Origin of the sequence: Alteromonas sp. McT4-15 (genome assembly GCF_020515205.1) — a bacterium.
Taxonomy (GTDB): Bacteria; Pseudomonadota; Gammaproteobacteria; order Enterobacterales; family Alteromonadaceae; genus Alteromonas.
This window is the reverse complement of the sequence record NZ_JAJALG010000005.1, coordinates 1-20,041: the sequence shown is the minus strand read 5'-3', so window position 1 is coordinate 20,041 and position 20,041 is coordinate 1. Positions and strand designations below refer to the sequence as shown.

Genomic DNA, 20,041 nt, shown 5'->3' with positions numbered 1-20,041 from the left:
GAATAGTGCCCCCTCACTGGTTAGTATTTGCTTGAAGTAATAGACTGACATTGATGACATGACTAATACCACAACCCAAGAAGGCCAAGCACTCCCTCCAGAGCCAGAGAAACCATTGCGAGACGACTGCTGTGGAGGCGGTTCATGTTGTCCGTGCATTTGGGATGTATATTATGAAAAACTGGCAAAGTGGCGAGAAGCCAAAAAAGCAATAGAAGAGAAACGAGAAAACAAAACTGGCAAGTAGTAAGTTTAGAGCACAACGATTGCCAAAAAACGTCAACAAAATTTACACATTCTTTAAACATTAATATTACAAATTTTTATACTCTTGTTTTCTAGGCGTTTATTCAACATGGCGCAGTAGATGCTTAAAAATTAACCAACCAAAATAAACAACAAGAGTACATCATGAAGGACCAAACGAAGTACGTCTGCACAGTTTCATTCGCAATCCTATTAATAACTTTTGTATCATTCCACGCTTCTGCAGCGCTGATCCCTAGCGATTTGGAAGTAACTGGAAACGTCTCTTTTGGCGTTGACTCAGTCTCCGCATCAGGTAATGCATCACAAACTGCAACACTAGAGAGCGTTTTGGGTGGCAGTTCCAGCACTACTACAGTAAGTGGCTTGACGGTTACCGGCGCGAATCCGTTAGGTGGGCTTATGCTCAACACTAATGATGGTGTAGGCGCAGACGCTTCTATATCAGGAAGCGCAGGCGGCAGCGCTGAAGGTTTCTTTTTTGATTTTCTGTTTTCTATGACAAATACGTCGTTAACAGATAGCTTTCAAATATTCTTTGAGCTTGTTTTTACTAATACGACCTCTGCAAGCGGTGCTGACGCTTATGCTGATGCTGAGATAATACTTGAGGATGAACTCAATAATGAGTTGTTCTTTTCTGATTTGACATCTGACACGTTTTTTGGTGACGAAAAAAATGGAACCGGACTCCCATCGCAAGGCGCGACGCTAAGCGACTCTGGTACTTTCTTATTCAACTTTATTCTTGCAGCAAACAGCAGTAACTCATTCACCACAGAGATCAAACTCGAAGGGATAGATATTGATGGAAGCGGCTCATTTTCTGCTGATACATCTGCCTTTATTCGAGTTGTCGGTAGCGAGAATCTTACTCCCCCGGTAAACAAAGTGCCGGCCCCCCCAACATTAACCGTCTTGATTTTAGTAATGATGTACTTCGCTGTAAGACAAAATAGATAAAGGAATAAGAAATGAAACAGCCAAATAAATGTCAATTAGTTGCTATCTCAAGTTTAGCGTTAAGCTCAATGTTACTTCCCACTACCGCTAGCGCATGCTCAACCGATGTATACTTGGGAACGCTTTGCCTATTCGGTGGTAATTTTACAATTAGAGGTTATGCTTCTGCCCAAGGGCAATTACTCCCAATAAGTCAAAACACCGCTCTGTTTTCGTTGTTCGGCACCACCTATGGTGGCGATGGAAGAACAACATTTGCGCTCCCTGACCTACGCGGCCGATCTCCCATAGGACAAGGAACAGGTCCTGGACTGGATACTATTAGACTAGGACAGCGTGGTGGGTCTCCTACTCATACTCTCAGCGTTTTAGAAATGCCTTCTCATAATCACGCAGCGTCTACAACAATTGTGAACAATGTTGACTCGTCAGCCAGTTCCGCCACATTGCGAGCGCTGGCGGCAAATGCAGATACCAACGTACCAACAGGGAGTGTACTCGCGAACAGCCCGAGAAGAGAAAATATATATAATTCAGGAACACCTAACGTCGATATGAGTGCCGATGCTATCGTGTTAGATGTGCAAGTATCAGTAAGCAGCAGTGCGACTACCACGGTGTTGCCAGCGGGCGGGTCGGTTCCATTTAATATACGCAGCCCCTATTTAGGTATGAATTGGCTAGTGGCTACACAGGGAGTCTTCCCTTCTCGAAGCTAACGGTATGCGTATTGTATTTTTATTAATGGCTTACTGGGCAATTTTGCCCAGTACGTCAGTAAATGCGAAAACAGAAGATTGGGCTGCACCTTTGCTTGAGGCTATCGAATTGCAGAGCAAAGGTGAGTACGTACATGCTTACGAGTTAATGCGAGAACCTGCAAACAAAGGTAATGGCTTAGCGCAATTTAATTTGGCGCTACACCACGATTTAGGTTGGTCTCGCAAACGCAACCAAGCAAAAGCGTGTTTGTGGTATGAGCGGGCAGCCAAAAATAATATGCCATTGGCAATGCAGAAATATGCGGACTGTTTAAATGAAGGCATTACTGCGCCAAGTGATGGGGACGTCGCGTTTTATTGGTATCAAATGGCCTTTCAAAGCGGTATTTACGAGTCTGCTTGTTCAGCGGGTAAACTGCTTATTGAAAATAAAAAAGCCAGCAGGAAAGACATTGAACAAGGATTGGATCTTTGCAGAATATCAGCTGAAAAAGGCAGTATAGAAGCCGCTCTTTTTCTTGGGGAGCTTTATTACAGCGACGAAATTGTAGATAGAAACCCTATTCTTGCAATCAAACTGTTCCAGCTTGCGTCTCCTGACAAACAACCCACTGCTGCACTTTATATAGCCAAGATGTTTGATGAGGGTGATGGTGTACAACAAGACGTTAAGCAAGCTGCTTATTGGTATGAAATAGCGGCCGCACAGGGACTGGGCGAAGCCTATCTCCCCTTAGCAGCACTATACTGGAAATTGTACACCACAAGCCAACAAGAAAATGAACGCTTTCTTGCAAAGTCATATCTCTGGATTAACGCATCAGCAGCGCTTGACTTACCAGATAGCAAAAACGATGAAGCTGCTATCCGTTCATATATTATCAAAGAAACTCCTCCTCAATGGAAAGAGGAGCTTGATGTTTTAGTTTCCACACACGTTCAAAACCATCATAATGCTAAGGCCAAAAAGCACTAGCACAGTAGTTGTATTCTGTCCGCGCTATTAACTTAAAAGCCCTCAAGCACTAGCTTGCCAATAGCACTGCCCTCTTCCAATATTTGGTGGGCTTTTTTCAAATTAGCCGCATTTATCTTGCCCAGGTGTTTTCCCACTGTGGTTTTGACTTTGCCTTCATCAATTAGATTAGCAACGTGATTTAGCAAGTGACTTTGTTCAACCATATCGTCTGTTTCAAACATCGAGCGTGTAAACATGAACTCCCAGTGTAATGATAAACTCTTCTGCTTGAGTTTGCTCACATCTAAAGACTCAGGATCATCAATTAGGGCAAGTTTACCTTTAGGCTTCATGACTTCAACAAAGGCTTCAACATAGGCCCCCGTATTGTTTAAGCTAGCTACGTGGGTAACTTGCCCAATGTTGAGTGCTTCAATTTGCTGTGCCAGCGGTTTGCTGTGATCAACAACGTAATCAGCACCTAATGAGACCACCCAGTCTTTTGAACTTTGGCGAGAAGCCGTTGCGATAACTGTTGCCCCTGTTAGCGTTTTTAGTAGCTGAAGCATTATTGAACCAACGCCACCTGCAGCCCCTACAACAAGAACCACTTCGTCACTTTTTTCTTGCTGTTGGGCTAGTGCCAAATGGTCAAACAATAATTCATACGCCGTAATAGTTGTTAAAGGTAGGGCAGCAGCTTCACTATCTGACAGAGTTTTAGGCGCATGTCCTACAATGCGCTCGTCCACCAACTGGTATTCAGCATTCGTTCCTTGGCGTGTGAGATCTCCTGCATAATACACTCTATCACCGACAGCGAACTCAGAGACATCAGCGCCTATTTCAACAACTTCTCCAACAGCGTCCCACCCCAGTATCTTGGGAGTGCCCGCTTCGGGATTAACGCGCTGACGAATTTTATAATCTACTGGATTAACCGCAATGGCGTTTATTTTCACCAATAAATCGCGTCCAGATGCAGACTGCTTTTCAATATCTACATCGATTAGTGCATCGTTCTCATTAATCGCCAATGACTGGGTATATCCAACAGCTTTCATTTATAGCTCTCCTCTTCAACGTTATCGCTATCATACGCTTGATTATTTTTAGATAAACAGCACAATCAAAGAAACATTTTCAACGTAAATTTGAGAATCATGTTACTAGACGATTTTAATATTGTTTTAAAGGTAGCGGAGTTTCAAAACATTAACGCAGCTTGCAGATATGCTAAAAACACGCTGTGAGATGCTACTTTCGTCATTGGTGACACAAGGCATTATCAACAAAAAACAAATGTCAATGGTTGACTATTCGATGGGAAGGCAGTGCATTTCAACTTCGTCTTGCTCAAGCATGTCGTAAACCCGTCTTTCTACTACGCCCAAGTTGGACGCTGGCTTTATAGCAACAGTAGCAGCTACTTCAGGAAGCAGTTCGACATGTTGGTTTAGTTCTTCTATTCGGGCTCTAAATATTGTCATATCGCCAAAGCGTACAGCCCCGAACCGGCCACACACTACTAAGCGATCATGCTTGGACGTTACACTTTGCAAGTGGTTTCCTATACCTGTTGATACCTGATACCAGTTCCCATTGACTGTAATCACGAGTTCCCCTGATTGCCCACCAAACCAAAAACCGTTCTTATCGTCAGGAGCATAGGCGCTAACTTCGCGAGTTAATAACTTGCCATTATATCCGGTGGGAAATTCCAATTCCGCAACATCGTAAATAGAATTAAATTTCACAACCACCATTCTATCGTATGGGGGTGTAGAGAAAATCCGAATTAAATACCCAGCAAAATACGCTGCTTCCCAGTTTTGGGAAATAGCCCCTCGCTTAAGAACACCGTGAAAATCAAACAGTAGCGACGTGCCACTATTTGAAAAATAAACCTTTCCATTTTCGCACACAACGCGTACACCACTTTCCAGTATGGATAAATCAACGACCGGAGAAGGTAGCGGTTTTTCAAATAGCTTAGAAATGGCTCGCTTTGTCAATTGCCTTGACTGTAGCTGGGTAGATTCAATAACGAGTACCTCTCCCCCGCTAGTGCCAAGGTAGAGGCGCGAGTCATGAAAATTAGCCGTTGTAAAAACATAGTTAGCAATTGCAAACTTAACTGGGGTTTCTTCTGCCTTACGCCACAGTACTATGCTTTCTACCCCTGCTAAACATACTAATTCGGCGTCAATTTCTACGCTGCACAAATAGTCTTTTTGGTGACTATTAGGTTTTATGTCGGCGGTTACACTGCTTTTTTCAAGTAACCCTATTGCACCATCCTGACCACACATTAATGTGCCTGACTCTATGGCCAAAGCACTCCACCACGTGGGTGCAGAAATGGAATAACCTGATACTTCGCTACAGGTAAGCTTAATTTTCTTGATCCGTCCCCACCGGTGACCTACATAAAGTACACCGTCATCAAGCGTAGAAAAGCACGTTACTTTGCTATACGAACCCATATGATGCGTGGACACAGTCTTATCTTTATCGCAAAGCAGTACACTACCTCGACTGCCCCCTACTATAATTTTGCCATCAGAAAATAATGCACTGCTGGCTGTCTCATCAGAGGAAACCCAATGGTCTTTAATATCCGCAATCTTAGTCCACGTATATCGCTTAAAGAGATCTGTCACCCGATAGACAGACTCATTATCAATAACGAATATTTCGTCTTCTGACACCGCGACTAATTCATCAACGGATATATCCAAACGTTCAGCCGTATTTTCTTCAAGATCGACAAAATAGGATTTAAGCACTTTGGGGTAACCACTACTTAGTCTCACTAAGAACCGTGTATGGCTAACAATAAAAATGGCTTCAAAGTTTAACCTTTCACCCCTGTCAGTCGCTTTGAGTAAAGCGTCAACACCCTCAATTTCAGACAAGTTACCGTTTGACCATTTTCTAACGGCCAAATCACTACACCCTAAATACACTTCATTGTGTTTTGAAACGCCACATTCTGCGCTCCAGTTTGCACTGCTGAGATTTTCAAAGTGATAGTGTAAGTCGCCATCTTCTTGCACGATGACTTCGGCGATATATCCGCTTCCTCCTGCAAGCACAATATTTCCATTACACAGGCCAAATGACAGTTTAACATCACTTCTGCAAGGCAAATGTTGGCTAAAAGCTCCACTTGGCGAGGCGACTATCAAATTTCCTCCATCACATGAGGCAATCAAGCCGCCATTGTTCGACCTTGCAATGGTGAGGGTTTCATCTACTCTGCCATTGTGCAAACACGACCACCTCTTTTGCGAAATGTCATAATTGAGTATTTTCCCCATCCACCCCACTGCAGTTAGCTGATTGTTTCCGCTATAGGCAATACCTTCAAGAAAGGGCCTTCCCGCGACATAAAGCCGCGACCATTGCCCGTCTTTACATTGAAGAAGCGTACTCCAGCCAACAACAATGATATTATTTTCGTCAATGGCGTGGATGGCATAGAACTTGTCCTTTTTCTTCACAACACCTGTCGCTTCTTTGGTAATTTTATCGCCCTCGATTCGACAAAGCGTACCGTCGCCACCGCAAAGTAATAAAGCGTTGGTATTCGGAATTTTGGCTATTGCATTAATAAAAGGTGTTTTAGTTGGTGCATCGAGTAACTCAGGCGCTTGACCGGGCTGAATACGCACCACGCCGCCCTTGAAGACGCCGTTTGCTTCATAGGGACTGCCTACCGCATAGATAGTGCCGTCCTCTAATCCTGCTAGCGAGTACCATCTATCGGGAAAAGGGTTATGGCTAATACGATCCCATTTCATAAGGTAGGTCCATTTATTACCATCGAAATGCAATATTTCAGAGTTATCGCCACATACATACAGATCATTTGAACTATTTCCCCACACTGCTTCAAACCATGTAGGGTCATAGGTATTCTTTGTGGGATTATTCTCTACTTCGGCCCATTCATTACCATCAAAGTGCCAGATTGCTCCGAACGTGCCTACTGCCCACACGTCATCGGGCGCAAACCCATGAACATCATAAAAGTCTGAGGTTGAATTCACTTTTATTGGTTTAACCGCACTATCGTTAATGTGAAAGAAAGTTCCTGACTCTGCAGCAGCAATGGATTCACCGTTGCCAGCGCTCCATACGGCGTAACAGGTTTTTGATTGGGTATGCGTGTTAGCGGCTTGAAGTGGGTTTTCACGTAATTTTGTGGCCATTCCCTTTCCTTAAGATCCTGCTGAGGATGTCATTGCGAGTAAGATGAGCTATCGCAAAAAACAGGCGTACCACTGCTCTTTGAAAGCGTAGTCGTAATTAAGACATTCAGCGATCTTTCTGTATGAAAAGTAGTTTGATAAGTAAAAGAAGGCGGATAATTTAAAGGATAATGGCGGTAAAACCGCCATTATTAAGTGTGATGTTTTTAACTATATTGTCTTGTGATCAACGGCGATACATTGCAGGCTCACCATTTTCAGGCGTGCTTGATTTTATAAACTCGCGTAAGTCTTGGTTCGACTGTTTTAAATCGTCGCGACGTAGGTACATCATGTGACCACTTCTATACCCTTTGAAGCTCAGTCTATCTTTCATATTGCCACTTTGATCCAGCTGCCACATAGTATACTTAGCATCAAAATAATTAGTTGCACCGTCGTAGTACCCTGCTTGAACCATAACATTCAAATACGGGTTTTGTGCCATCGCTAGACGTAAATTCTCACCGGTTTTGTTGTTGGTTCTATCCCAAGGATGGACATTGCCAAACATGTTGTACTTGGTATCAGTTTTGTAGTTAAGCTCTTCACGTAAGTAATAATTAATTGCTGGCGTAAATGAGTGAAGCCACGATGTAAGCTCTGCATAATAATCGGTTCGGTCGCCACTTTGTTTTTCATCCATACCCAAATAGCGGCTATCAAGTCGGCCAAGGGTTTTACCTTCGTCTCTTAATAGTTCTTTCCAAAAGAAAGAGGTACTAACATCAAGATTGTTGTAAGCAATAGCCTCTTCTGACAAGCCTGAGTAGCGCGCCATTTTAGCAAGCACTTCACGCTTTTCCTTAAGCCCAATAAAGCCCCCTTTCGCTAACGCTGGAATGAGGGTGTTAATGGTAAAGTCTTCTACCTCGGGTAGCAGTTCAGTAAGGTCTTTATTCTGCAATTCACTGTCGAGCTTTTTGTGATACCACGCAGTGGCTGCAAAGTATGGAAGGCGGTTTGCTGCTTTCACTGGACCATCGCGTTCAATACCAATATCGGTTGGCGATACCAGTACCACGCCATTAAGGTACATCCACTGACGACTTTGCAATTCAAGAGCAAGGCCAGAGACTCGGGTTGTACCGTAACTCTCACCGATTAAATATTTAGGTGAACGCCAGCGATTGTTGCGGGTAACAAAGGTGTTTACCCAATCAGCTAGGTATTTGATATCAGCGTTAACACCAAAAAACATTTTCTGCTGCTCGTCTTTTGACGGCATTTTGCCATCTGCATCTTCTAAAACTCGGCTATAACCCGTATTGACCGGGTTAACAAAAACAATGTCCGCAACATCTAAGATGGAATACGGGTTGGTTTGCACACCGTAAGGTTGAACAGGAAAACCTTCACTATCAATATTAAGAATGCGAGGGCCAGTATAAGCAACATGCATCCACACTGAGGCAGATCCAGGCCCACCGTTAAATGAAATAATTAAGGGGCGGCTGGTATTATCTTTAATGTCAGTGCGTTGATAGTAAGTGTAAAACAACGTAGCCACAGCTTCGTCTTCGCTGTTCCACACGGGCTGTGTACCTGTTGTTGCGCTATATTTTACGCGCTTGCCCAGAATTTTCGTTTCGTGCTGTGTAATCACATTACTGTCTATTGGTATACTGCGATTGTGGGCACTTGAGTTGGTATCAGCAAGAGCGGGAACACCTATCAACGTTAGTGATAACGAAGCTAGTAATGCCAATGATGCTGCGCCTTTCCTTGAAATTAAGCGTGGTTTAATCATTTTTAAAGTCTTTCTAGTTATGTGCAATTAACATGGTGTTTACGTTGTACACTATACCGCCACTCTGCGACTCTCTGAAAATTGCGCGATAAACTAACGAATTTCCTCGATAACCGTCGACATTCATGCCCACTTTTACCATTTTCGCTGTGTGTACATCATTTAATGTTGTAAAAACACATTCTCAGGACCGTATTGGTTTATGTGTTGCTGGAGTTCTGGAAAGAACGTTAGAAAGTGCGCTTCAATGGCACATTGGTTATTCTCAATATCATCCACCGCTTGATGAAAGTTATTCTTAAATCGTATCCGCTTTGCCACTACTGAAATGGCTTTTGCTATACCCTCTTCTTTAGCGTAATCGTCAAACCAATTATGGGTAATCATATGGCCAATACTGTGTTGCATCGAACGTGGCATGTAGGGCAAACGTCGCTCTAAAAGCGTGAAGCTTCGCGTGGTAAACGCGTCAAAAGTTTCTTGCGTAAATCGCGACCAGTGCTTTATGAGTAAATGGTCAAAGTAGATATCAAGTGCGACAGGTGCAAACCGACGTCGACTAGAGGCAAAAAGCCGTTTGGCTTCTCTTACACTTCGGTGTGCATCGGTAAATTTGTCAACCTCATAGTGATTGGCAAGCCCTCTTTGAACCGCATCTGAAAACTGCGACGTTGTTGTGCCTCGCCTAAAATCACCCAGCAAATTGCCAAAATGTGAATCTTCGGTGGCTTGAGCAAAGAACAAATGTGCGAGGTAATTCATATTGGTTTGCCTGTTAGTTTTTTAAGTTGTATGCCACAACACCTATCAGGTAGTATTGCCGCCGCGTTTATAACGCACACCGCAAGCTTACAAAAAATTTTGGGATAAGTAACACAATGTCAGTCATTTCTTCTTCTGAAGTCAGTTCTCTTCTTCAACCTATCAATGCCTTTCTGCACTCTGAAACCCCACAAGCTTGGATAGATGAAGCAAGAAAAGAAGAAAATCTGCGAATTTTGCTAACCGATCACCTTATTTGTGAGCTAAAAGCAGCACAAAGTGCCATGTATTTGTTACGCCGTTATGTAGCAGATGAGCAAACCAGTAAAGTACTGCTGGGTTGGTTAAAACCTTACGAAGATTTCACCTATCGCCATGAAGGTGATTGGCAATCACTAAATACTAAACACCTTTCTAAGAATGTGTTCAATGTTGAAGGGCTAGACCCGTTCAAAAAAGATATGCTAGATAAAATGGTGATGTTAATAAAAGAAGAACTTCACCACTTTTACCAAGTACTCGAAATTATGTATGAACTTGGTTTTGACTATAAGTCGGTGACCTCTAGCCGCTATGCTAATGGGCTGCTTAAACACGTACGAACCTATGAGCCGGAAAAGCTAGTAGACAAACTGATTTGTGGTGCCTACATTGAGGCTCGATCATGTGAACGTTTTGCAAAGCTTGCGCCTCACGTTTCAGAAGCTCTCGGCAAATTCTATGTGTCTTTGTTGCGCTCTGAGGCTCGCCATTTTGAAGACTATTTAACCCTTGCTGCTGAAATATCGCCTGTAGATATTTCTGAACGGGTCGCACACTTTGGTGCGGTGGAAAAAACGCTTATTCAAAGTCATGATGATACCTTTCGTTTCCATTCTGGCTCACCTGTTGCCGCATGAGTGAAAGAGGCACTTACGTTAACAGATCATTATTTAATCAAATTTATTGACGCATCATAGTTATTACTGCACACTCAAATTGTAAAGATATTGTTAACGGCAGTTCTGTGATGCTATGCATCTTTGCTTTTATCGTTATAGTTGCGCAAATAACTGTGTCGTTTTTTGCAAACTAAGCGTTTCTTCGTGTTTTCACTGCCTAGAACAATATATCCATAACAACAAATAACCATGGTTATATAAGGCAGGATTTTATGATTTTAAACCATTTGATTGGTATCTATACGCACCCTAAAGAAGAGTGGCAAACTATAGATATCAAACATGAAACCTATTTCTACGCGCTAACTCATATCGCTTTCATTGCACTGATCCCGTCATTGGTTGCCTATTACTCTAGCGCTCATACCGGCTGGAGCATTGGCGCAGGCGATGTAATAAGACTGAGCGAAACAAGCGCCGTCATGATGGGTGTAGGTATGTATTTTGGGCTTGTTGCTGGTGTGATTGCACTTGCTGTACTGATACACGAGCTTGCGAAAGCATTTGAAGCATCTCCCACCTACACGCAATCGCTTGAACTGGCCGCGTATACTGCAACACCTTTGTTTATGGTTGGATTTGCAGGACTTTACCCTGAACTTTGGGTTGTAATGACCGCATTGCTTGTTGGTATTAGCTACTCGGTTTACCTGCTTTATTCTGGTGTGCCTATTATGCTGCATATGCCAGAAGATAAAGGTTTTATTTATTCTAGTTCAGTAGTGACTTGTGGCTTGGTTCTACTAGTTATCCTTATGACTGGCTCTGTTTTAGTATGGGGCTTATACGGTGGTCCCGTTTTTGTTCACTAACATTAGACTGTGCACGTTTGCTGTGCATTTTTGCAGCTAAGGTCAATACAACTAAGTACATTGCAATTGAACAAAAAAAGCCGCTCTCGAAGCGGCTTTTTGTTTTAATCTGACTTACTACGTATTAATCGTCTGCAGCGCCAATGTTATGAACATCAAGATTACTCAATTCAGCTTGAACAACAGGTGCAGTGCGCGACTTCTCACCGCGAGACATATCGATGCGCTCTAGGTACTCTTGATCGATATCCGCAGTAATGTAATTACCGTCAAATACCGATGTTTCAAATCGTTGAATAGATTCATTTTCTTCTCGAACCGCCTCAACTAAGTCTGAAATATCTTGGAAGATAAGACCGTCGGCTTGAATAAGTTCTGCAATCTGGTCTATTTCTCGGCCATACGCAATGAGTTCGTTAGCCGATGGCATATCAATACCGTATACATTCGGGAAACGAATCTCTGGTGCGGCTGAAGCAAAGTACACTTTCTTCGCGCCAGATTCACGTGCCATTTCTATAATCTGACCTGATGTTGTACCACGAACGATAGAGTCATCAACGAGTAGCACGCTCTTGCCCTTAAATTCTGACGATATCGCGTTTAACTTACGACGAACAGACTTTTTACGCATGGTTTGACCAGGCATGATAAAAGTACGACCAATATAGCGGTTCTTAACAAAGCCCTGACGGTATGGTAAATCAAGCGTATTGGCAATTTGAAGTGCTACATCCATCGACGTTTCTGGAATAGGAATCACAACATCAATATCTAAATCAGACCACTCGCGTTTAATTTTCTCACCGAGTTTACGGCCCATATTTACTCGTGAAGCATATACTGAAATGCCATCAATAAAGCTATCAGGACGAGCGAAATAGACGAACTCAAATATACATGGTGACGTCACCGGGTTCTCAGCACACTGACGCGTATGCAATTGACCCTCTTCGGTGATAAATACGGCTTCACCTGGCGCTACGTCTCGTACAAATTGGAAGCCTACCGCGTCGAGTGCCACGCTTTCTGATGCTACCATCCACTCTTCACCAAGCTCTGTCATACGCTTACCTAGCGCAAGTGGGCGAATGCCGTGGGGGTCACGAAACGCTACAATGCCCTGACCGATAATGGCTGCTACAACAGCATATGCGCCGCGAATTTTCTTGTGAACTTTGGTAACGACTTCAAAGATGTGCTCAGCGCTTACGCTAAGGCCCGCTACTTGCTGAAGCTCATGAGCAAGAATATTTAGCAGTAGCTCAGAATCTGAGGTGGTATTAATATGACGACGAGCAATGCGAAATACTTCTTCTTGCAGCTCATGTGCATTAGTTAAGTTTCCGTTGTGCGCGAAAGCAATACCAAACGGTGAGTTAACGTAAAAAGGCTGCGCCTCTGCCGAGCTCGACGTACCCGCTGTTGGATAGCGAACGTGACCAATGCCCATATTACCAGAGAGCCTTTTCATATGACGCGTATGGAAAACATCTCGAACCAAACCATTTGCTTTACGCAAATTAAACATATTTTGGTCGATAGTCATTATGCCTGCAGCATCCTGTCCACGGTGTTGAATAACCGTTAGACCGTCGTACAAAGACTGAGCTACGGGCGTTTTACCAACTATTCCGACAATACCACACATGTGCGTTACCTATTTCAAGCGGGATTTAAGAAACTGGAGGAGTCTTTCACATAGCTGAAAAACCACTCAATAATGACACCAAATTCAGGTATGAGTACCGACGCTTGCCACCACGCAGCGGAAGCCGCGCCAGTAAAGGTGTCCATAAAAAAGAGCAATGCACTGACTATTAATACGCCGCGCAATGCACCGAAAACTACACCGAGCGCTCGGTCTGTGCCTGACAGGCCAGTGGCTTGAACCAACTGGCTTATTGCAAAGTTGATCATGCCACCAAGTATAAGCGTAGTGACAAACAATGCCGCAATAGCTGCGCCATTTTTTAAATAGGGATCGTCAATGGCTGTAAAGTAGATTGCGAGATCAGCGTAGAAGTTGCTTGAAATGAAGAGTGCAGCGAACCATACCACTAAAGAAATGGCTTCTTTAACAAACCCTCTTATTAGGCTTATTAAGGTAGATACCGCAATGATACCCAGTATGGAAAAGTCTACCCAGTTCATCGTCTCTTTGTTGCGTTAGTGCTGCTTAAAAAATAAAAGCAACGAGCCTTTGGCGAGATGGCGCGCATTCTAACAGAAGCTAAAAATATTACTAGTGCGTAATAAATTTGTGTTGCCTTCGTACTTGTAAAAAAGGAGCGAAAACGCTCCTTTATTCCACTTTAAATGTCGTTACTTTACCTTTAAGGCCAGTAAGCTCTTTTAGGTGTGGAAGTGCGGCATCCAGTTTTTGTTTTTCCAAGTCTGGGCCAACAAATACTTTATTAAGTGGGCCTGAACTGGTTTGAATTTTACGGCTAAACGCTCGATAACCAGCTTTTTCTAGTTTCGCCAACAGCACTTTTACGTTTTTCTCGTGCCTAAAACTACCAAGCTGAATCACCCACCCTGCATCATCAGCCGCTTCGCTTTTTGCCTCTACAACGGTTTGACTAGCAAGGTCATCTTTTTCCTCTCGCTGAGCGACAGCTGCTGTTGAAGTATCTTCTACCGAGGTCTCTTTCGGCGTTTTCGAAGTTAACACATCATCGAGCGCAGGCTCGTCTTCAATTTCCACAGGGGGGACCGCCGCTTTAGCGACACGCTCACTCGGAAATGGTTCAGGCTCAACGATAGGCTTCTTAGGCGGATTGGCAGGCACAGAAACAAATGGCTCTCTGTTCGTTTGCTTCTTGCCATCAAGAAAGTCTGGTAAAAAAATAACGGCAAGGGCGACCACAATAATGGTCCCAACCAGTCTATTCTTTAATGCCGATGTCACTATTCTCTCCTGCTTGAAATGCGTTAATACTCATTTATGAGTATCTGATTACTCTGCGTCAAGCACGTCTGCTACGGTAACAAATGAACCAAACACTAAAACGAGTTCACCGTCTTGATAATCTGCAAGCGCGCGCTGATAAGCTGTTTTTACGTCGTCGTAAGTCGCTATATTCTCTATACTTGTGCCGGCATTAACAAGTGCATTTTCAAGAACTTCAGCTTTACACCCTCTAGGGCCAGATGTAGTAGCGGTATACCAAGTTGCATTTAATGCACTTAATGGTGCCAAGGTCTGTGCAATAGACTTATCTTTTAGCATGCCAACAACAACGCGAATTTTATTAACGTCATAGCGCGAAAGCCATGCTTTCATCGCTTCTGTTGCCTGCGGGTTATGCGCAACATCAACCACCACTAACGGATTAGTACTGATAGTCTGCTGACGCCCAGGCATCGTTGTGTTCGACAATATTTCGCTTAGCACCTCAGATTCAGGTAGCGCGTCAAGATGCTCTAGCGCCGCCAATGCGGTGCTGGCATTTTGCAATGGTATACGTGGATAAGGTAAATCCGTAAATTCGTTCCGCTTGCCTTTCCAAGACCACGATTGATTGTCATCTGCCACTACAGCACTGAAATCTTGTGTTGCCCATAGGGCATTAACAGAAAGCTCATTTGCCACATCGTAAAGTGACGAAGGAGGGAACAGTTCGCCGATGATAGCGCTCCCCTGTTTGCGCATAATACCTGCTTTTTCACGGGCAATTTTTTCGCGCGTATTACCCAACCAATCTTGGTGATCAAGGTCGATAGTGGTAATCACAGCAAGGTCAGCATCAATGATGTTAGTGGCATCTAACCTTCCACCCAAACCTACTTCTAAAATAGCAACGTCAACACCCCACTGCTGCATCATCTTCATTGCCGCTAAAGTGCCGAACTCGAAATAGGTCAAAGTAATATCACCACGTGACGCTTCCACGAATTCAAAGGCTTCAACAAACGCCTTTTCTGACGCGAGTTCACCATTGTGTCTAACGCGCTCACGGTAATCTGTTAGATGAGGAGAGCTGTAAACCGCAACTTGTTTGCCTTGACGCAGAAATACTTGCTCAAGTAAACGGCACGTAGTGCCTTTACCATTTGTACCGGCAACGGTAATGACCAAAGATTCGTTTAGGTCGAGTGACATGGCATTTGCCACCGCTTTCACTCTGTCTAACCCCATATCGATGGCGTTAGGATGAATAGATTCGAGGTAAGATAGCCATTGGCTCAGACTCTTAGGGGATAGTGCAGGCGCACTTTCTGAGCCGATGGTAGTAGTATTTTTGTTATTCACTAATTCTTATTATGTAACTTAACCAACAGGCTATGTAATCTATCACGCATTTCTCTGCGGTCAACAATCATATCTATTGCGCCCTTTTCTACTAAGAATTCGCTACGCTGAAAGCCCTCTGGTAGTTTTTCACGAACAGTTTGCTCAATAACACGAGGACCAGCGAAGCCAATAAGTGCTTTAGGCTCTGCCACATTGACGTCACCTAGCATTGCAAGGCTCGCTGAAACACCGCCCATTGTAGGGTCAGTTAACACCGAGATATAAGGTAGTCCTTTCTTGCTCATCTTCGCCAAAGCAGCCGATGTTTTTGCCATTTGCATCAAAGACATAAGCGCTTCTTGCATACGCGCACCGCCACTTGCTGAAAAACAAATAAGCGGCGTGTTGTTTTCAAGGCACGCATTGACTGCAGCCACAAAGCGAGCGCCAACTACAGACGCCATTGAACCGCCCATGAAAGCAAATTCGAAGCACGCCACAACGACAGGCATACCTTTAAGTTTACCCTGCATTACAACTAGCGCATCTTTTTCATTTGTTAGCTTTTGTGCAGCTACAATACGGTCTTTATAACGCTTAGAGTCTTTAAATTTAAGAATATCTTGCGGTTCGTGTTCAGCGCCTAATTCAACGCGATCACCATCATCCAAAAATGCGTCGATGCGGCGACGCGCAGTAATACGCATATGGTGGTCGCACTTAGGGCAAACCTCCTGAAGCTTTTCCAACTCGCTCTTATACAAGACCGCCTGACAAGAACCACACTTTGTCCAGATACCTTCTGGCACATTGCCCTTGGTCGATGTTTGCGTACGCGGAAGAATCTTTTGAATCCAGCTCATGGAAATTGAATCCTTTGTTTTTGGTTACTCGCCATTGTTTTTGATATTTGTTCACATGATGGCCAGTCACACATTAATTTTTTAAGTTTCATACTGAATTACCAAGAAAAAAGTCGTAATTCAGTAGAACAGCTACCTAATATAGCGCGCTATTAGACCACAATACAACGAAATGGAAAAAACAAAACTGGTCTAAGAAGTTAGGACAGACCAAAGCGTGTTGATCTTTGCGGTACACTTTTTGTTCACGCCAAGCGAGTATTAGGCAATGAACGACTTAGGTGGTTTGGTTATTCCGAATTAGCAACGAGTAAAACCGCATGAGGCTCGCAGCAATGATTGCAAAATACCGCATTGCTACATTACGCTGGACATTTATGCTTGGGGAATCGATGGATACCCGAATGCCGGTTGATAGACTCTTGAAGCGCACCACTATCAGTAAAATTTTTCAGCTCTAGTTTGATAATGTCGCGAAGCGCTGCAAGCTCAGGGCGTATAACAAACACCAGGTCGACATCGCTAATGACATTTGATGATTGGTAAAAGGCTGTGTCGCAAAATTGCTCCTCAAACATAATCGACAACGCGTTCTGCTCGCTCATAATTGTAAAATCACACCTTCCGCGGGCCAACATCATGGCCATGGTGGTTTGACTGTTCGAGTTTACTCTGACTAATCCGCCACTATTTTTGTAAAAGAGCTCTTGCAGTACCGGATAAATAAATCCATAGCGCGTGCAAATACTGGCATTTGGATTATCAGCGGGCACAAAAGGCCCATAAAACGCCGACGTTGAATACATATAACTAGCATGCTTCATGAAGGTATCGCTAAGCACAAATGATTCAGGATTATTAAGCCACTCAACAGCAGATAAAAAGACATCCGCCTCGCCTTGCAGCAAGAAGTTTTCGCTGCGCACTCGGTTTGAATCTAAATACGAAACAACGTAGTGGCCGCGTGCCTCTACAAACGAAAAGAAGTCTACAACTACGCCGCGATAGCTCTGTGAAAGCTTGTCATAAAAAAGGTATGGTGGTGAACCCGGTGTATTTATGGCAAAACGCACTTGAGTTGGAGAGGCTACAGAATGAGTAATCAGAGCGCAAAAAACCGACAGGGCCGCTATCAAAAGCGCTCCCTGCTTAAGGCATGCTTTCACTGTCTCCATAATCGACTTTCCTAAACAAAAACCTCATAGCATTTAATTAACCCTGTATCTTAAATATAGAAAACAACTTCGTGTTATCAAATAAAAGAGTGGTTAAATTGCAGTATTTTCGTTAAAACGTCGCAAACGGCCCGAAAGTGGAACCCGAAAGTGGAATAAGTTCAGGCCGTGTTTCTCAGCATGCTTCGCTATAGGTCAGGCAAGAATAAAGGACCTAATGGCGGTTTTGGCAAGCCATAAGTATCCGGGTAGGTTACATCCACTAAGTACAAACCATTTGGTTTGGCAGTCGCGGCAGATTGACTGCGATCTTTAAGGCTTAAAAGGTATGCAATCCAATCCACACCCTGTTCCCCCGCACCAATTTCTACAAGTGCGCCAGTAATGTTCCGTACCATATGATGTAAGAAGGCATTGGCACGTATGTCGATAACAACATAACGCCCTTGGCGATATACACTCACGTCAGTTACGTTTCGAAACGGCGTATTACTTTGACAAAGTGCCGCCCTAAATGAAGTAAAATCTTGCTCGCCTAGAAGTGCTTGAGCCGCTTCATGCATTTTTGCTTCATCAAGCGGGCGATGAATGTGGGTGACGCCATGATGCAAAATAGCAGGACGCATTTTCGAATTGTGTATCACGTAACGATAGCGTCGATGTGTGGCAGAGAAACGAGCATGAAAATCTTCAGGCACGACCTTTGCCCAGGTTACAGCTACCGAGTCAGGAAGATTAGCGTTTACGCCTAATGTCCATGCTCGTTCATTTCTTGGCGCATCGCAGTTAAAGTGAACGACTTGTCCTGTCGCGTGAACACCCGCATCTGTTCGACCAGCACACTGAACTTCTATAGGCTCATTAGCTACTGTTGAAAGTGCTTTTTCTAGATGTTCTTGGACACTAGGTACTTCACGCTGACGTTGCCAACCGTAAACCGCAGCGCCATCGTATTCTATGCCTAAGGCAATTCGCCCCATTTCTGTGATACCTCTATGCTAAAAGGCGCTAAGTGTAGTCATGTCACACCCAACATGCAATTAGCGAATAGATTTCAATATTGATTCCGCCTCAGCTTTCTGCTCATCGCTACCTTCAACCATAACCTCTTCAAGCAGCTCTTTTGCAGCGTCTACATCATCCATTTCGATATAGGCACGAGCGAGGTCTAAATTGGCGTTTTGGCCAGCATCCTTGTCGATATCAATAACCGTATCTTCGTCAGTAACTCCCGTGAACTCAGACAAGCTGACGTCTAAGTCGAGTTCTTGGCTATCTGGGTCAATGGTGTCGTCGCCGTCATCCATAAGCGCCTCGACATCGAGAAAATCTTCAGGCGGTGTTAAGTCATCGCTAGAAGCATCGTTACTACCATCATTTAAAAGCGCCGCCAAATCCAAATCAGGGTTATCCAGTTGAAGCGACTCCTCTTTGGCAACGTCGCTTGCAGCACTGGAAGGTACAGAGTCATTGTGTTCATCGTCTGAATCTTCATGCTCAGTATCATTTAGCGTTGCTTCTTCTAGAGGAGCATTGTCTAGAGGGGCATCGTCTTCTTCCAACGAAAACGTGTCTTCTAGCTCATCTTCATCGCCTAACTCAAAAAATGATTCTAGGTCGTCATCTTCCAGTTCAAAGTCGTCGTCTTGTGCAAAGGAAGATTCGTCGTTACCTGAGGCATCTGCACCAGTTGTTTCTTCTTCCAATTCCTCAGCGTCATCAAGTTCAAATACATCATCATCGGCTTCGTCGGCTTCATCTGAGTTTGTGTTTTCTTCACTTGATTGTTCGCTTTCAGAGACAGGTTCAAGCTCACTTGTATCTACAGGTTCTTCAGACTCTAAACTCTGTAAAAGTTCATCAAATTCAGCGCTGTCCAAATCATTGAGGATTGCGTGACTGTCGTTCCCCTCATCATCACTGCTCGATAACCAGTCATCTAAACCAGGAACATCGTCCAACTCGTCGATATCTGATTCTTCGTTGGCCTTAGTTTGATTTTCTTCGCTTTGGCTTTCAGATGCGTCAACCCCGTCGACTTCCTGCTCTAATTCAAAGTTGTCTACGTCATCAAAGGCTTCGTCGAGAATGCTGTCATCAAAATCGTCATCGGACTGAGCTTGTGCTTCAGACGGCTGCGCGTCTGTATCTACTTCACCAAACGATGGAATATCGTCCATCATTTGTTGATCGAAATCCTCAATGGCATCATCCAACGGATCGGAAGAAGGGTCTTCTGCTTCTGCTTCTGCTTCTGCTTCTGCTTCTGCTTCTGCTTCTGCTTCTGCTTCTGCTTCTGCTTCTGCTTCTGCTTCTGCTTCTGCTTCTGCTT

The 20,041-nt window shown here is 43.9% G+C and carries 18 protein-coding genes; 6 read left to right on the top strand and 12 right to left on the bottom strand.

Annotated elements, in window-relative coordinates; translation table 11 throughout:
• Positions 1-58 precede the first annotated feature (58 nt).
• From LHL20_RS05730 to LHL20_RS05715, 4 genes are all read left to right on the top strand, one after another.
• Positions 59-247, top strand: a complete 189-nt coding sequence (locus LHL20_RS05730) for an oxidoreductase-like domain-containing protein (protein ID WP_202261860.1) — start codon at positions 59-61, stop codon at positions 245-247.
• Positions 248-411: 164 nt separating this feature from the next.
• Positions 412-1,230 (top strand): hypothetical protein, encoded by an 819-nt coding sequence (locus LHL20_RS05725; RefSeq protein WP_226432596.1) that lies wholly within the window; start codon positions 412-414, stop codon positions 1,228-1,230.
• Positions 1,231-1,241: 11 nt separating this feature from the next.
• Positions 1,242-1,949, top strand: a complete 708-nt coding sequence (locus tag LHL20_RS05720; RefSeq protein ID WP_226432595.1) for a phage tail protein — start codon at positions 1,242-1,244, stop codon at positions 1,947-1,949.
• 4 nt (positions 1,950-1,953) lie between these two features.
• Entirely contained in the window at positions 1,954-2,928 is a 975-nt protein-coding gene (locus tag LHL20_RS05715) for a tetratricopeptide repeat protein (protein WP_226432594.1), read from the top strand.
• A gap of 32 nt (positions 2,929-2,960) precedes the next feature.
• On the opposite strand, the gene LHL20_RS05710 is transcribed toward LHL20_RS05715, so the two are convergent.
• The 4 genes from LHL20_RS05710 to LHL20_RS05695 form a co-directional block, all read right to left on the bottom strand.
• Positions 2,961-3,974, bottom strand: coding sequence for a zinc-binding alcohol dehydrogenase family protein (locus LHL20_RS05710; RefSeq protein ID WP_226432593.1), 1,014 nt, complete (start codon positions 3,972-3,974; stop codon positions 2,961-2,963).
• A 252-nt stretch (positions 3,975-4,226) separates the two neighbouring features.
• Positions 4,227-7,127, bottom strand: a complete 2,901-nt coding sequence (locus tag LHL20_RS05705; RefSeq protein ID WP_226432592.1) for a hypothetical protein — start codon at positions 7,125-7,127, stop codon at positions 4,227-4,229.
• 226 nt (positions 7,128-7,353) lie between these two features.
• Positions 7,354-8,916: a S10 family peptidase gene (locus tag LHL20_RS05700; protein WP_226432591.1), complete on the bottom strand. Its 1,563-nt coding sequence runs from the start codon at positions 8,914-8,916 to the stop codon at positions 7,354-7,356.
• 162 nt (positions 8,917-9,078) lie between these two features.
• On the bottom strand, positions 9,079-9,678 hold the full coding sequence (locus tag LHL20_RS05695) for an acyl carrier protein phosphodiesterase (RefSeq protein ID WP_226432590.1): 600 nt from the start codon (positions 9,676-9,678) through the stop codon (positions 9,079-9,081).
• Between the two features lie 116 nt (positions 9,679-9,794).
• Here LHL20_RS05695 and miaE point away from each other — a divergent pair, with 116 nt between their 5' ends.
• Together miaE and LHL20_RS05685 are read left to right on the top strand one after the other, a co-directional pair.
• Positions 9,795-10,577, top strand: coding sequence for a tRNA isopentenyl-2-thiomethyl-A-37 hydroxylase MiaE (gene miaE / locus LHL20_RS05690; RefSeq protein ID WP_226432589.1), 783 nt, complete (start codon positions 9,795-9,797; stop codon positions 10,575-10,577).
• Positions 10,578-10,831: 254 nt separating this feature from the next.
• Positions 10,832-11,431 carry a Yip1 family protein gene (locus LHL20_RS05685; protein WP_159626200.1) on the top strand — a complete coding sequence of 200 codons (600 nt, stop codon included), beginning with the start codon at positions 10,832-10,834 and terminating at the stop codon, positions 11,429-11,431.
• 124 nt (positions 11,432-11,555) lie between these two features.
• On the opposite strand, the gene purF is transcribed toward LHL20_RS05685, so the two are convergent.
• The 8 genes from purF to LHL20_RS05645 all read right to left on the bottom strand — a co-directional run.
• Positions 11,556-13,082, bottom strand: coding sequence for an amidophosphoribosyltransferase (purF, locus tag LHL20_RS05680; RefSeq protein ID WP_159626202.1), 1,527 nt, complete (start codon positions 13,080-13,082; stop codon positions 11,556-11,558).
• A gap of 14 nt (positions 13,083-13,096) precedes the next feature.
• On the bottom strand, positions 13,097-13,585 hold the full coding sequence (locus LHL20_RS05675) for a CvpA family protein (RefSeq protein WP_226432588.1): 489 nt from the start codon (positions 13,583-13,585) through the stop codon (positions 13,097-13,099).
• 151 nt (positions 13,586-13,736) lie between these two features.
• Positions 13,737-14,345: an SPOR domain-containing protein gene (locus LHL20_RS05670; RefSeq protein WP_226432587.1), complete on the bottom strand. Its 609-nt coding sequence runs from the start codon at positions 14,343-14,345 to the stop codon at positions 13,737-13,739.
• A 48-nt stretch (positions 14,346-14,393) separates the two neighbouring features.
• Positions 14,394-15,689 (bottom strand): bifunctional tetrahydrofolate synthase/dihydrofolate synthase, encoded by a 1,296-nt coding sequence (gene folC, locus LHL20_RS05665; protein ID WP_226432586.1) that lies wholly within the window; start codon positions 15,687-15,689, stop codon positions 14,394-14,396.
• Positions 15,689-16,534, bottom strand: coding sequence for an acetyl-CoA carboxylase, carboxyltransferase subunit beta (accD, locus tag LHL20_RS05660; protein ID WP_159626210.1), 846 nt, complete (start codon positions 16,532-16,534; stop codon positions 15,689-15,691). Before accD ends, folC begins: the two co-directional genes overlap by 1 nt.
• A 362-nt stretch (positions 16,535-16,896) precedes the next feature.
• Positions 16,897-17,709: a substrate-binding periplasmic protein gene (locus LHL20_RS05655; RefSeq protein WP_226432585.1), complete on the bottom strand. Its 813-nt coding sequence runs from the start codon at positions 17,707-17,709 to the stop codon at positions 16,897-16,899.
• A gap of 188 nt (positions 17,710-17,897) precedes the next feature.
• Complete coding sequence (gene truA / locus LHL20_RS05650) at positions 17,898-18,689, bottom strand: tRNA pseudouridine(38-40) synthase TruA (RefSeq protein ID WP_202261872.1); 792 nt, start codon at positions 18,687-18,689, stop codon at positions 17,898-17,900.
• A gap of 60 nt (positions 18,690-18,749) precedes the next feature.
• Positions 18,750-20,041, bottom strand: a 1,292-nt coding sequence (locus LHL20_RS05645; RefSeq protein ID WP_319003211.1) for a FimV/HubP family polar landmark protein, incomplete at its 5' end; no start/stop codon positions are given.

Bases quoted from the DNA above. Each gene is read 5' to 3' on its own strand.
- LHL20_RS05720 (WP_226432595.1), top strand. From the start codon at position 1,242: ATGAAACAGCCAAATAAATGTCAATTAGTTGCTATCTCAAGTTTAGCG.
- LHL20_RS05655 (WP_226432585.1), bottom strand. From the start codon at position 17,709: ATGGAGACAGTGAAAGCATGCCTTAAGCAGGGAGCGCTTTTGATAGCG.
- LHL20_RS05730 (WP_202261860.1), top strand. From the start codon at position 59: ATGACTAATACCACAACCCAAGAAGGCCAAGCACTCCCTCCAGAGCCA.
- LHL20_RS05710 (WP_226432593.1), bottom strand. From the start codon at position 3,974: ATGAAAGCTGTTGGATATACCCAGTCATTGGCGATTAATGAGAACGAT.
- purF (WP_159626202.1), bottom strand. From the start codon at position 13,082: ATGTGTGGTATTGTCGGAATAGTTGGTAAAACGCCCGTAGCTCAGTCT.
- miaE (WP_226432589.1), top strand. From the start codon at position 9,795: ATGTCAGTCATTTCTTCTTCTGAAGTCAGTTCTCTTCTTCAACCTATC.
- LHL20_RS05715 (WP_226432594.1), top strand. From the start codon at position 1,954: ATGCGTATTGTATTTTTATTAATGGCTTACTGGGCAATTTTGCCCAGT.
- accD (WP_159626210.1), bottom strand. From the start codon at position 16,534: ATGAGCTGGATTCAAAAGATTCTTCCGCGTACGCAAACATCGACCAAG.
- LHL20_RS05725 (WP_226432596.1), top strand. From the start codon at position 412: ATGAAGGACCAAACGAAGTACGTCTGCACAGTTTCATTCGCAATCCTA.
- LHL20_RS05695 (WP_226432590.1), bottom strand. From the start codon at position 9,678: ATGAATTACCTCGCACATTTGTTCTTTGCTCAAGCCACCGAAGATTCA.
- LHL20_RS05675 (WP_226432588.1), bottom strand. From the start codon at position 13,585: ATGAACTGGGTAGACTTTTCCATACTGGGTATCATTGCGGTATCTACC.
- LHL20_RS05685 (WP_159626200.1), top strand. From the start codon at position 10,832: ATGATTTTAAACCATTTGATTGGTATCTATACGCACCCTAAAGAAGAG.
- truA (WP_202261872.1), bottom strand. From the start codon at position 18,689: ATGGGGCGAATTGCCTTAGGCATAGAATACGATGGCGCTGCGGTTTAC.
- LHL20_RS05700 (WP_226432591.1), bottom strand. From the start codon at position 8,916: ATGATTAAACCACGCTTAATTTCAAGGAAAGGCGCAGCATCATTGGCA.
- LHL20_RS05705 (WP_226432592.1), bottom strand. From the start codon at position 7,127: ATGGCCACAAAATTACGTGAAAACCCACTTCAAGCCGCTAACACGCAT.